Below are 12,978 nucleotides of genomic sequence, written 5' to 3'. Positions count from 1 at the left end.
TTTTATTGCAGAAGAAATCAGTTATTTCTTCTTGCGCACGTACAGCACCAGGTTGTGATCGACCAACTCGAAGCCGTGTTGCTTGACGATCTCTTTCTGCAGTTTCTCGATCTCCGGATCGAAGAACTCGATCACTTCGCCGCTATCGACGCAGACCATGTGATCGTGGTGACCGCCATCAGCCAGCTCGAACACGGCATGGCCGCCGTCGAAGTTGTGGCGCTCCACCAGCCCCGCTGCCTCGAACTGGGTCAGGACGCGGTAGACGGTGGCCAGGCCAACATCCTCACCAGCCTCCATCAGTGCCTTGTACACATCCTCGGCACTCATGTGGCGCTGCCCGGAAGTGGCCGAGTCAAGCATCTGCAGGATCTTCACACGCGGCAGGGTGACCTTGAGGCCAGCTTTGCGCAGTTCGCTATTTTCAACCATGGTCGGCTTTCTCGTGGTTGCTGCTTCGCAGCTTCCGTTAATGCGGGTATGATCGGGGTTTACTTTGCCCAGCCAAGATAGTGGAAGTCACCCACCGATGCAAAACACCAAGCTCTTGCTGTCCAGCCTCACACTCGTGGGTCTGTTCGCACTCGCCGGTTGTTCTTTTCCCGGGGTTTACAAGATCGACATCCAGCAGGGCAATGTCGTGACGCAGGACATGATAGACCAGTTGAAGCCGGGAATGACCCGCCGACAAGTGCGGTTTATCATGGGCAACCCGCTGATCACCGACACCTTCCACGCCAACCGCTGGGACTACCTGTACAGCATCCAGCCCGGTGGCCGGCAGCGCTACCAGGAGCGCGTCAGCCTGATGTTCGGTAGCGACGACCAACTGATCGGTCTGGCCGGTGACTTCATGCCGGGTGTCAGCCGCGACCAGGCAATCCTCGGCGAAGACGGCAACGTCGTCAGCACTCCGCAGGCCGAGAGCAAGCCGCAGAACGAGGCACCGGCCAAGCCGGGCTCGCTGCAGGAGCAGATCCAGCGCGAAGTGGACTCCGCCGAACCGGTCGCCGTACCGATTCCCGAGCCGCTCGACGCTTCGCCGCAGTAAGCGGCGCACAACAAAAAGCCCGGCCAGTGCCGGGCTTTTTTATGCCTGCGGTTTGCCCTTACTCGGCCTGCCCCGCACGGGCTTCGGCCGCCTTGGCGGCTCGCCGCTTGCGCACTTCCTTGGGGTCGGCCAGCAGCGGGCGATAGACCTCCACCCGGTCGCCATCCTGCAGCACCCGCTCCTGCGGCTTGGCCAGCACCTTGCCGAAGATGCCCAGCGGCGCGCTCGCCAGATCCAGCCCGGGGAACTGCTCCTGCAAGCCCGACTGCAGCACCGCCTCGCGCGCCGTGACGCCCGGCGCCACCTCGAGGCTCAGCAGGCACTGACGCTCGGCCAGGGCGTAAACCACTTCGACCTTGATCAGCGACTTAGCCATAGAGCTGCTTGGCCCGCTGGCAGAAGGCATCGACCAGGGTATTGGCGGCCTGGGTGAACAGCGGCCCGAGGGTCGCCTTGACCAGTGGCCCGGCGTAATCGAAGGTCATGTCCAGACTGATCTTGCAGGCTTTGTCGCCCAGCGCCTTGAACTCCCACAGGCCATGCAGCTGGCTGAACGGCCCCTCGACCAGCTTCATCTCGATGGACTGGCCGGCGACCAGGCGGTTGCGCGTCATGAACTGCTGGCTCAGCCCGCCCTTGGCCACGGTTAGGCTGGCGCGCATCTCCTCGGCGCTGGATTCCAGCACGCAGGAAGCCGAGCACCAGGGCAGGAACTGCGGATAACTGGCCACATCGTTGACCAGTTCATAGAGCGCCGACGCCGGATAGGGCAACAGCGCCGAGCGTTGGATTCGGGTGCTCATCGGCTCTCACTTGGCGGAACTGCTGTGGCCGGCGCGCCCTTGGCGGGATGCCGGCCGAAAAGAAGCGCGCATTGTGCGGAATTCAACCAGCCCCCTCAAGCACAGGCTGTCGCCAGCAACGCGCCGACTCCCTATAATGCCGCGCCTATGGCTAAACAGAAGAAACATCCCTCCGGGACCATCGCGCTGAACAAAAAGGCGCTGCACGACTACTTCATCGAGCACAAGTTCGAGGCCGGCCTGGCCCTGTCCGGCTGGGAAGTGAAAAGCCTGCGCGCCGGCAAGGCGCAGCTGGTCGACAGCTATGTGCTGCTCAAGGACGACGAGGCCTGGCTGATGGGGTGCCACATCACCCCGCTGACCACCGCCAGCACCCACGTCTACGCCGACCCGACGCGCACCCGCAAGCTGCTGCTGAACAAGCGCGAGCTGGAAAAGCTGTTCGGCTCCGTGCAGCAGAAGGGCTACACCTGCGTGGCCCTGTCGCTGTACTGGAAGCAGCACCTGGTCAAGTGCGAGATCGCCCTGGCCAAGGGCAAGAAGGACTTCGACAAGCGCCACACCGAGAAAGAGCGTGACGCCGACCGCGAAGTCCAGCGCGCCATGCGCACCAAGGGCAAGGGCAGCGACGAGTAAGCTCGCCACCTTTGACCGGCACGCAGCGCCTCAGAACCCCTGGCGGCGCTGCGCCCGCTCCACCCGCCTGGCTTCCTGCTGCGCCTCGTTGAGCACTTCCTGCACATAGAGGATATGGCCGTGGGAAATCTCCCGCGCCTCCTCTGCCCGCCGCTCGATGATCGCCTCGAACAGCGCCCGATGCTGCTGCATCAGCATGTCGCGCGTCTCGCTACGCTGCAGGTACATGCCGCCGATATTGGTCACCACATTGTGCTTGAGCAGATCGAACAGACCACGGATGGTGTGCAGCAGCACCGCGTTATGGCTGGCCTCGGCAATCGCCAGGTGGAAGCGCGCATCGGCCGCGCCCTCCTGCGCCCGGCTGGCCTTGCTGCCCGGCGCATAGCAGGCCTGTAGCGCCTCGAAGGCTTCGCGCAGGCGCTGCTGATCCGGCGCAGTGGCGCGCAGGGCCGCGTAATAGGCGCAGGAGCCCTCCAGGGTGTGGCGGAACTCCAGCAGGTCGCGCTGCGCCTCCGGGTTGCTCTCCAGCAGATGCAGCAGTGGGTCGCTGAAGGTCGAGCCCAGCTCCGCCGCCACATAGTTGCCGCCGCCCTGGCGACTGACCAGCAGCCCCTTGGCCACCAGCTTCTGGATCGCCTCGCGCAGCGATGGGCGTGACACGCCGAACTGCTCGGCCAGCGCCCGCTCCGCCGGCAGCCGCTCGCCGGCCTTGAGCGTGCCTTCGAGAATCATCGACTCCAGCTGCGCGACGATATCGTCCGACAGCCGGCGCTGCCGCACCTGACCAAATGTCATACCACTTGCCACCTTTCTCCGAATGCCCGCCAGCGCCTGCCCTGCGGGCCTTGCGCCGGTTTCAGTCGACAGCCTAACCAGCCGCCTGCGCAGCCACAAGCCCGGCCTGCCGACGGCCCATGCGACCAAAGTCGCAGGCCGCCAAATTGACAGGCAGGCGAGCCGCCTTTTACCCTGAGCCGTCTATTTTGTAAATTGGTATTACCAATTTAAGCAAGACAACACCGGTACGGAAGCTGCCGGCCACGAGCCGCCAACCGCCCGCGCCAACCCCGGCACCTCCAAAAACAATTAGGAGCCACCTGCATGCAAACCTGGCAACAGCTCTACACACCGCTCGGCAGCCTTGGCCTGTCGGCGCTGGTCGCCCTGATCCCGATCGTGTTCTTCTTCCTGGCGCTGGCGGTCTTCCGCCTCAAGGGCCATGTCGCCGGCAGCATCACCCTGGCGCTGTCCCTGGTCGTCGCCATCTTCGCCTTCGGCATGCCGGCCGACATGGCCTTTGCCGCCGCCGGCTACGGCTTCGCCTATGGTCTGTGGCCGATTGCCTGGATCATCGTGGCCGCCGTGTTCCTCTACAAACTGACGGTGAAGAGCGGCCAGTTCGAAGTGATCCGCAGCTCGGTGCTGTCGATCACCGACGACCAGCGCCTGCAGGTGCTGCTGATCGGCTTCTCCTTCGGCGCCTTCCTCGAAGGCGCGGCCGGCTTCGGTGCGCCGGTGGCGATCACCGCCGCCCTGCTGGTCGGCCTCGGCTTCAACCCGCTGTATGCCGCCGGCCTGTGCCTGATCGCCAACACCGCGCCGGTGGCCTTCGGTGCCCTGGGCATTCCGATCATCGTCGCCGGCCAGGTCACCGGCATCGACGCGATGAAGATCGGCGCCATGGCCGGCCGCCAGCTGCCGCTGCTGTCGATCATCGTGCCGTTCTGGCTGGTGGCGATGATGGACGGCTGGAAAGGCATCAAGGAAACCTGGCCGGCCGCCCTGGTGGCCGGCGGCAGCTTCGCCGTGACCCAGTACTTCACCTCCAACTTCATCGGCCCGGAGCTGCCGGACATCACCTCGGCGCTGGTCAGCCTGGTGTGCCTGACCCTGTTCCTCAAGGTCTGGAGCCCGAGCCGCGCCAGCGAGTCGGCCGTGCTCGGCGTATCCGCCGGTGGCGCCGCCATACTCGGCGGCACCCCAGGCAAACGTAGCGCCACGCCGTCGCCCTACAGCTTCGGGCAGATCCTCAAGGCCTGGTCGCCATTCCTGATCCTCACCGTGCTGGTCACCCTGTGGACGCTGAAGTCGTTCAAGGCGCTGTTTGCCGCTGGCGGGGCGATGTATGCCACAGTGTTCAACTTCGCCATCCCGCACCTGGATCAACTGGTGATCAAGAGCGCGCCGATCGTCGCCACGGCCACCGCCATGCCGGCGGTATTCAAGCTCGACCCGATCGCCGCCACCGGTACGGCGATCTTCTTCGCCGCGCTGATCTCCATGCTGATCCTGCGCATCAGCCTGCGCAGCGGCCTGGGCATCTTCCGCGACACCCTGATCGAGCTGAAATGGCCAATCCTGTCGATCGGCATGGTGCTGGCCTTCGCCTTCGTCACCAACTACTCGGGCATGTCCAGCACCCTGGCCCTGGTACTGGCCGGCACCGGCGCGCTGTTCCCGTTCTTCTCGCCGTTCCTCGGCTGGCTGGGGGTGTTCCTCACCGGCTCGGACACCTCGTCCAACGCCCTGTTCAGCTCGCTGCAGGCCACCACCGCGCACCAGATCGGGGTCAACGACACCCTGCTGGTCGCCGCCAACACCAGCGGCGGCGTGACCGGCAAGATGATCTCGCCGCAGTCCATCGCCGTGGCCTGCGCCGCCACCGGCATGGTCGGCAAGGAATCCGACCTGTTCCGCTTCACCCTCAAGCACAGCCTGATCTTCGCCGCCTTCGTCGGCCTGATCACCCTGGCCCAGGCCTATGTCTTTACTGGCATGTTGGTGCATTGATTACAGGGGCAAGGAAGAACAACCGTCGCTCCCGCGCAGGCGGGAGCCCAGGTGCCACGGTACGCCTGGATTATTCCCCTTCGGGCCAGCGCAAGCGCTGTTCAGCGATGAAGCCGCTGTCCCGCCTGCGCGGGAATGACGGGGGCCTCGGAAAGCCCCTGCCCCGAGGACTTCACCTGAACACAGTGGTTTCACTTTTTACCCGGATGAGACACCCATGATCATTTCCGCCTCCACCGACTACCGCGCTGCCGCCCAGCGCAAGCTGCCGCCGTTCCTGTTCCACTACATCGACGGCGGCGCCTATGCCGAGCACACCCTGCAGCGCAACGTCGCGGATCTGGCCAACATCGCCCTGCGCCAGCGCGTGCTGCGCAACATGGCCGAGCTGAGCCTGGAAACCGAGCTGTTCGGCGAGAAGCTGGCCATGCCCGTAGCGCTCGCTCCGGTCGGCCTGACCGGCATGTATGCCCGCCGCGGCGAAGTGCAGGCGGCCAAGGCGGCGGCGGCCAAGGGCATTCCCTTCACCCTGTCGACCGTCTCGGTGTGCCCGATCGAGGAAGTGGCACCGGCCATCGATCGGCCCATGTGGTTCCAGCTCTACGTGCTGAAGGATCGCGGCTTCATGCGCAACGCCCTGGAGCGGGCCAAGGCCGCCGGCGTCACCACCCTGGTGTTCACCGTCGATATGCCGGTGCCCGGCGCGCGCTACCGCGACGCCCACTCCGGCATGAGCGGGCCGAACGCTGCCCTGCGCCGCGTACTGCAGGCCATGACTCATCCCGCCTGGGCGCTGGACGTCGGCCTGCTGGGCAAGCCCCATGACCTGGGCAATATCTCCACCTACCGCGGCAACCCCACCGGCCTGGCCGACTACATCGGCTGGCTGGGGGCCAATTTCGACCCGTCGATCTCCTGGAAGGATCTGCAGTGGATCCGCGACTTCTGGGAGGGGCCGATGGTGATCAAGGGCATCCTCGACCCCGAAGACGCCAGGGACGCGGTGAAATTCGGCGCCGACGGCATAGTCGTGTCCAACCACGGCGGCCGCCAGCTCGACGGCGTGCTGTCCAGCGCCCGCGCCCTGCCCGCCATTGCCGACGCGGTGAAGGGCGAGCTGAAGATTCTCGCCGACTCCGGCATCCGCAGCGGCCTCGACGTGGTGCGCATGCTCGCCCTCGGCGCCGACGCGGTGCTGCTCGGCCGCGCCTTCGTCTACGCCCTGGCCGCCGCCGGTGGTGCCGGAGTGAGCAACCTGCTCGAGCTGTTCGACAAGGAGATGCGCGTGGCCATGACCCTGACGGGCGCCAAGTCGATCGCGGACATCAGCCGCGACTCGCTGGTGCGTGAGCTGGGCGCCTGAATCTGCAGTCCCCTCTCCCTCCGGGAGAGGGCTAGGGTGAGGGAAAGTTCGAGCCGTACTCGGCCCCTCACTCCCGGCCCCTCTCCCAAAGGGAGAGGGGAGATGAAAACACCGTGATCACTGGAGCACGCATGAGCCTGCCCGCCGCCTTCCTCGCCGAAGTCCACCGCCTGATCCCGCGCGAGCGCCTGTTCGACGACCCGCTGTCGACCCTGGCCTTCGGCACCGACGCCAGCTTCTACCGGCTGATTCCCCAGCTGGTGGTACGGGTCGAATCCGAGGCCGAGGTGGTGCGCCTGCTCGAACTGGCCAGCACCCAGCGCGTGCCGGTGACCTTCCGCGCCGCCGGCACCAGCCTCTCCGGCCAGGCCATCAGCGACTCGGTGCTGATCGTCCTCGGCGACAGCTGGAACGGCCGCGATATCCGTGCGGGCGGCGCGCAGATCCGCCTGCAGCCCGGCGTCATCGGCGCCCAGGCCAACGCCTGGCTGGCCCCACTGGGGCGCAAGATCGGCCCCGACCCGGCCTCGATCAACGCAGCGAAGATCGGCGGCATAGTCGCCAACAACTCCAGCGGCATGTGCTGCGGCACGGCGCAGAACAGCTACAAGACCCTCGCCGGCCTGCGCGTGGTGCTGGCCGACGGCAGCGTGCTGGACAGCGAGGACGCCGCCAGCATCGCAGCCTTCCGCGCCCGTCACGGCACGCTGCTCGACACCCTGGCCGAGCTGGGTCGGCAGACCCGCGCCAACACCGCGCTGGCCGACAAGATTCGCCACAAGTACCGGCTGAAGAACACCACCGGCTTCTCGCTCAACGCGCTGGTCGATTTCGACGAGCCGCTGGACATCCTCAACCACCTGATGGTCGGGTCGGAAGGCACCTTGGGCTTTATCAGCGCGGTGACCTACGACACCGTGCCGGAGCACCCACACAAGGCCAGCGCGCTGATCGTCTTCCCCGACGTGGAGAGCTGCTGCCAGGCCGTGCCGCTGCTCAAGCAGCAGCCGGTGTCCGCGGTGGAACTGCTCGACCGCCGCAGCCTGCGCTCGGTGGAGAACATGAAGGGCATGCCCGAGTGGGTGCAGAGCCTGTCGGGCGGTGCCTGCGCCCTGCTGATCGAATCGCGCGCCGCCAGCCAGACGCTGCTGCACGAGCAGATCGGCCAGATCATGGCCGCCATCGCCCACTTCCCGGTGGAGAAGCAGGTCGACTTCAGCGAGGACCCGGCCGTCTACAACCAGCTGTGGAAGATCCGCAAGGAGACCTTCCCCGCCGTCGGCGCCGTGCGGAGAACCGGCACCACGGTGATCATCGAGGACGTCACCTTCCCGGTGGAGCGCCTGGCCGAGGGCGTCAACCGCCTGATCGAGCTGCTGGAGAAGCACCGCTACGACGAGGCCATCCTGTTCGGCCATGCTCTGGAGGGCAACCTGCACTTCGTCTTCACCCAGGGCTTCGATGATCCAGTACAGGTCGCGCGCTACGAAGCCTTTATGCAGGACGTGGCGCAGCTGGTGGCGGTGGAGTTCGGCGGTGCGCTCAAGGCCGAGCACGGCACCGGGCGCAACATGGCGCCCTTCGTCGAGCTGGAATGGGGCAGCGAGGCCTACCAGCTGATGTGGACCATCAAGCGCCTGTTCGACCCGCTGGGCATCCTCAACCCGGACGTGGTGCTGTCGGACGATCCGCAGATCCACCTGAAGCATCTCAAGCCGCTGCCGGCCGCCGACGAGATCGTCGACAAGTGCATCGAGTGCGGCTTCTGCGAGCCGGTCTGCCCGTCCAAGGGGCTGACCCTGACGCCGCGCCAGCGCATCGTCATCTGGCGCGATATCCAGGCACGCAAGCGTGCCGGCATCGACACCACGGAACTGGAGGCCGCCTATCACTACCAGGGCGTGGACACCTGCGCCGCCACCGGCCTGTGCGCGCAGCGCTGCCCGGTGGGCATCAACACCGGCGACCTGGTGCGCAAGCTGCGCGCCGGCGAAGCCACTCATGCGCGCACTGCCGCCTGGCTGGCCGGCCACTTCGCCACCACCTTGCAGGGCACGCGCCTGACCCTGCGCCTGGCGGACGGCGCGCGCAGGCTGATGGGCGCGCCACTGCTGGGCAAGGCCGCGCGCATTTTGCACGAGAAGGCCGGGCTGCCGCTGTGGACGCCGGCCATGCCGCAGGCGGCGCAGCCGCTCCGGCTGGTCGCGCCGAGCGCGGATGAGCGCCCACGGGTGGTCTATCTGGCCGCCTGCGTGTCGCGTGCCATGGGCCCGTCGTTCAGCGACGCCGAGCAGACTCCGTTGATCGACAAGACCCGCGCCCTGCTGGAAAAAGCCGGCTACCAGGTGCTGTTCGCCGACAATGCGGACAACCTGTGCTGCGGCCAGCCGTTCGCCTCCAAAGGCTACCCCGAGCAGGCCGCGGCCAAGCAGCGCGAGCTGGTGGATGCGCTGCTCAAGGCCAGCCGCGGCGGCCTCGACCCGATCTACTGCGATACCAGCCCCTGCACCCTGCGCCTGGTGCAGGAGGGGCTGGATCCGCGGCTGAAGCTGTACGACCCGGTGAAGTTCATCCGCGAGCATCTGCTGGAGCGCCTGGAGCTCACTCCGCAGGACAAGCCGGTGGCCGTGCACGTGACCTGCTCCACCCAGCATCTGGGCGAGGCCCAGGGGCTGATCGATATCGCCCGGCGCTGCGCCAAGGAGGTGGTGATTCCGGAAGGTATCCACTGCTGCGGCTTCGCCGGCGACAAGGGCTTCACCCTGCCTGCGCTGAACGCCCACGCGCTGCGCTCGCTGAAGGACGCGGTGCAGCTCTGCGAGGAAGGCATCTCCACCAGCCGCACCTGCGAGATCGGCCTGTCCAGCCACAGCGGCATCGACTACCACGGCCTGGTCTATCTGGTGGATCGGGTCAGCCGCGCCAAACCGCTGCCGGGTTGAACACAGAGCAGGCTGCACCATTTAGCCCCGCCCGCAGCGGGGCCCGGTTTGCCTGCCATACTTGCTGGCGTCCCTTGCCGAGGAGAACCGCCATGCGCCGCCCCGCCCTCCTGCTTGCTGCCATCCTGCTCAGCACCCCGGTCTACGCCATGCACTGCCCGCAGGACATGGCCAAGATCGATGCCTTACTGAAAAGCGACCCGCCGGCCGACCCCGAAGTGCTGGCCGAAGTGAAGCGCCTACGCGCTGAAGGCGAGGAGCTGCACAACAAGGGCGATCACAGCGAATCGATGAAGGTGCTGGCCGAAGCCCTCAACCTGCTGCAGTCCAGCGAGTAGCTAGAATCTGTTGCCGTTTCGGCACAAGCGTGACGGCAACGGCTCCTAGGCCTCCTGGCCGAGCAGGGACAGCGCCAGCCAGCGCAGGCGCTGCAGATCCACCGGCTTGAGCATGCAGGCCTGGGCGCCCTTCTGCCGCGCTTCCGCCAGCAACGCCTCGTCGGCAGCCGCGCTGACCACCATTACCGGCACTTCGGCCAGACGCGGCTCGCTGCGCATCCGCTCGAGCACCTCTAGGCCGCTGCCATCCGGCAGATCGAGATCGAGCAGCACCAGTGCCGGGGTCTGCTCGTCCAGCAGCGCCATGGCCCGGCGCACCGAGCCGGCGCCCTGCACGTCGGCGATATCGCGCAGCCCTTCCTGCAACACCCGCAGGCAGGCCGGATGATCCTCCACGCAGAGCACCGCCACCTGCGGCGCCTGGTTCGCCGCCTCCTGCTCGCTCGTCGCGGAGGGCATGGGCACAACCGGCGGGGCGGCGCTGGGCAGGTCGATCCAGAAGCGGCTGCCGGTGCCCGGCGTACTGCTGAAGCCCATTTCGCCATTCATCAGGCTGGCCAGTTCGCGGCACAGCACCAGGCCGATGCCGGTGCCGGGGATGTTGGAGTTCTCCCGGCCCAGGCGCTGGAACGGCTGAAACAGCTGCGCCTGCTCGTCCGCGGTCAGGCCCGCGCCGCAATCCTCGACCCATAGCCGCACGCCGCCGGAGCGCACTTCGTAGCCGAGGCTGAGCAGGCCCTGCGGGGCGTTGTACTTGAGCGCATTGGACAGCAGGTTGAGCACCACCTGGCGCACCCGGCGCACATCGGCCAGCACATACAGGGCATTGCCAGGCGGCGCCATCAGGTGCAGCTGCTGGCCGCGCTGCTGCACTTCCGGCTGCACCAGCTCGGCACAGCCAGCCAGCAGGCTGCTGACCTCCACCGGCTTGAGGCTCAGCTGCTGGCGACGGCTCTCGATACTCGACAGGTCGAGGATGTCGTCCACCAGCGAGGTCAGGTGGCGGCTGGCGCTGACGATCTCGCGGGCGTATTCGGCCTCCTGCAGAGTCTCGGGCCGCTCCAGGGCCTCCAGCTCGATCAGCTGGGCAAAGCCGTGAATGGCATTGAGCGGCGTGCGCAGCTCGTGGCTCATGCTGGACAGGAAACGGCTCTTGGCCTGGCTGGCGGCCTGTGCCTCCAGGCTGGCGCGGCGCAGTTCCTCCTGCACCTGCTTGAGGCGGGTGATGTCGACGTGGGTGCCGGCTGCGCGCACCGCCCGGCCGCGCGCATCGCGCTCGATCACCTTGCCGCGGCTGAGCAGCCACACGTAGTTGCCCTGCGGGTCGGCGTAGCGGTACTCGGCCTCGAAGAAGTCCTCGTTGCTCTCCTCGGCCATGCTCAGGCGCAGATGGCGCACGCGCTGCAGGTCGTCCGGATGCACCAGGCGGTTGAACTCGGCAAACGCCAGGCAGCTGTCGCGCAGGCCGAAGCGCTTCACGAAGCGCTCGCTGACGCAGATGCTCTGATCCGCCGCGCTGACTTCCCAGAGGCTCTCGGTGGTGCTTTCCAGCACCAGTTCCAGGGTGTTCTGCACGGCAAAGCGCTGCGCCTCGCTGGAGCGCAGCTGCCGCCCGGCCAACTGCACCTCGCTGGCCATTTCCGCCAGCTCGCGGATGCCCGTGCTCGGCGCCACCGGCTCCAGCTCGCCGCGACCGACGCCGCGCATCATCTCGACAATACCGGAGATCGGCGTCGCCAGCTCGTGGCTGAGGCGGCGCGAGCGCAGCCACATCCAGCTGCCGAACAGCAGGTAGAAGAACACCAGGCCGGCGATCAGCAGATAACCGATCTTCTGGTACTGCTCGGCCAGGCGGTTGGTTTCCTGGTAGATATTGGCCTCGTCCACCACCAGCAGCAGGCGCCAGCCGGTCTGCGGGATTTCACTCCAGGCCATCAGCTGGCTGCGCCCGCCCAGCTGCACCTCCTGGATGCCCTGGCCGCGCTGCGCCATGGCCTTGAGCAAGGGCTGCAGGCCGGGCTGGCGATCCAGCTTGAAGTCTTCCGGCTTGAGCACCTCGCGGCGCACCGCCTCGGCGTAGGAGTACTGGGTCAGCTCGCGCAGGGCGAAATCGCGCTCGCCAGCCTGCGGCAGGGCCATGATGCCGTTGTCGCGACTGACCAGCAGGGCATAGCCCTGCCAGGGCACCTGCAGGTTGCCGATCTCGGCGAGCATCTGCCCGACCGTCACGTCCAGGCCGCTCACCCCCTCGAGGAAATCGCCGCGGTACACCGGCGCGACCGCCGACATCATCCAGCCCTGCCCCGCCGGGTCGAGATAGACATCGGTCCACACCACCTTGCGCTGCGGGTTGTGCTTGGCGTCGGCCAGGTAATAGAAGTTGTACTGCGGGATGACCATGTCATGCGGGTACTGCTGCAGCACATCGAAGAACGGGTAGATGCGGTTGTAGCTGTCCCAGCTGTTGAAATACACCGCGGCCACCAGCGGGTCGGCCTGCTTGATCGAGCGCATCAGCGGATCGACCTGGGCCAGGCGCAGCGCCTTGTCCCGATCCTGCTGCGTAGACGGTGTACTGGCGGCATAGAAGGAAGCGGCGCGGCCATCGTCGCTGCGGCTGTAGAACACCCCGTCGGGGGTCTGCCCATGACGCTGGCGCTCCAGCTCGTCCGGCACATAGCGCCGATCCTGCAGCGCCGCGCCAACGGCGTCGCGGTAGATACCGACCTGCGCCTCGATGGCCTTGAGCCGGCTGTCGATCACCTGGCCCTCGCGCTGCACCGCACTGCTCAGATCCTGCAGCGCGCTGTTCTGCAGGTAACCGAGCTGCGCCGAACGAATCGACTCGTTGGTGTACAGGTACACGCCGATCAGCACCGACTCCACCAAAACCAGCGGAATCAACGCGCTCTGCAGGAAGGCTCGCCATATCCAGCGGCGCAGAGGCTTGTTCGGTGCAGGCGACATGCCGGCGCTCCTTGAACTCAAATATGCACAGATGATGGCACGCTTATCCGCTTGCTGCCCAACCCGACAGCATTCCAGGGCCGAT

General features: G+C 66.5%; 11 protein-coding genes. 6 read left to right on the top strand and 5 right to left on the bottom strand.

The window, feature by feature from the left end:
• Nucleotides 1-21: 21 nt before the first annotated feature.
• A complete protein-coding gene (gene fur / locus A9179_RS03965; RefSeq protein WP_173209422.1) occupies nucleotides 22-432 on the bottom strand; it encodes a ferric iron uptake transcriptional regulator in 411 nt (136 codons plus the stop codon).
• Nucleotides 433-529: 97 nt separating this feature from the next.
• Between fur and A9179_RS03960 the strand changes: the two genes are divergently transcribed.
• Complete coding sequence (locus A9179_RS03960; protein ID WP_187804557.1) at nucleotides 530-1,051, top strand: outer membrane protein assembly factor BamE; 522 nt, start codon at nucleotides 530-532, stop codon at nucleotides 1,049-1,051.
• 58 nt (nucleotides 1,052-1,109) lie between these two features.
• On the opposite strand, the gene A9179_RS03955 is transcribed toward A9179_RS03960, so the two are convergent.
• Nucleotides 1,110-1,427, bottom strand: coding sequence for an RnfH family protein (locus A9179_RS03955; RefSeq protein ID WP_187804556.1), 318 nt, complete (start codon nucleotides 1,425-1,427; stop codon nucleotides 1,110-1,112).
• Complete coding sequence (locus A9179_RS03950; RefSeq protein WP_187804555.1) at nucleotides 1,420-1,854, bottom strand: type II toxin-antitoxin system RatA family toxin; 435 nt, start codon at nucleotides 1,852-1,854, stop codon at nucleotides 1,420-1,422. The genes A9179_RS03955 and A9179_RS03950 overlap by 8 nt, the downstream gene beginning before the upstream one ends.
• 147 nt (nucleotides 1,855-2,001) lie before the next feature.
• Between A9179_RS03950 and smpB the strand changes: the two genes are divergently transcribed.
• Complete coding sequence (gene smpB / locus A9179_RS03945) at nucleotides 2,002-2,490, top strand: SsrA-binding protein SmpB (RefSeq protein ID WP_187804554.1); 489 nt, start codon at nucleotides 2,002-2,004, stop codon at nucleotides 2,488-2,490.
• Between the two features lie 30 nt (nucleotides 2,491-2,520).
• Here smpB and A9179_RS03940 read toward each other — a convergent pair whose 3' ends face one another.
• The gene (locus A9179_RS03940) at nucleotides 2,521-3,288 is read right to left on the bottom strand and encodes an FCD domain-containing protein (protein WP_187804553.1); all 768 of its coding nucleotides are present in this window, start codon (nucleotides 3,286-3,288) and stop codon (nucleotides 2,521-2,523) included.
• A gap of 306 nt (nucleotides 3,289-3,594) precedes the next feature.
• Between A9179_RS03940 and A9179_RS03935 the strand changes: the two genes are divergently transcribed.
• From A9179_RS03935 to A9179_RS03920, 4 genes are all read left to right on the top strand, one after another.
• Entirely contained in the window at nucleotides 3,595-5,283 is a 1,689-nt protein-coding gene (locus tag A9179_RS03935) for a lactate permease LctP family transporter (RefSeq protein ID WP_187804552.1), read from the top strand.
• Nucleotides 5,284-5,500: 217 nt separating this feature from the next.
• Nucleotides 5,501-6,646 (top strand): FMN-dependent L-lactate dehydrogenase LldD, encoded by a 1,146-nt coding sequence (gene lldD / locus A9179_RS03930; protein WP_187804551.1) that lies wholly within the window; start codon nucleotides 5,501-5,503, stop codon nucleotides 6,644-6,646.
• 131 nt (nucleotides 6,647-6,777) lie between these two features.
• The gene (locus A9179_RS03925; RefSeq protein ID WP_187804550.1) at nucleotides 6,778-9,588 is read left to right on the top strand and encodes an FAD-binding and (Fe-S)-binding domain-containing protein; all 2,811 of its coding nucleotides are present in this window, start codon (nucleotides 6,778-6,780) and stop codon (nucleotides 9,586-9,588) included.
• A gap of 92 nt (nucleotides 9,589-9,680) precedes the next feature.
• Nucleotides 9,681-9,926, top strand: coding sequence for a hypothetical protein (locus A9179_RS03920; RefSeq protein WP_187804549.1), 246 nt, complete (start codon nucleotides 9,681-9,683; stop codon nucleotides 9,924-9,926).
• A gap of 45 nt (nucleotides 9,927-9,971) precedes the next feature.
• Here A9179_RS03920 and A9179_RS03915 read toward each other — a convergent pair whose 3' ends face one another.
• Entirely contained in the window at nucleotides 9,972-12,893 is a 2,922-nt protein-coding gene (locus A9179_RS03915; protein ID WP_187804548.1) for an ATP-binding protein, read from the bottom strand.
• Nucleotides 12,894-12,978: the final 85 nt, after the last annotated feature.

The organism is Pseudomonas alcaligenes (genome assembly GCF_014490745.1).
GTDB lineage: Bacteria > Pseudomonadota > Gammaproteobacteria > Pseudomonadales > Pseudomonadaceae > Aquipseudomonas > Aquipseudomonas alcaligenes_C.
This window is presented reverse-complemented; position numbering and strand designations above follow the sequence as displayed.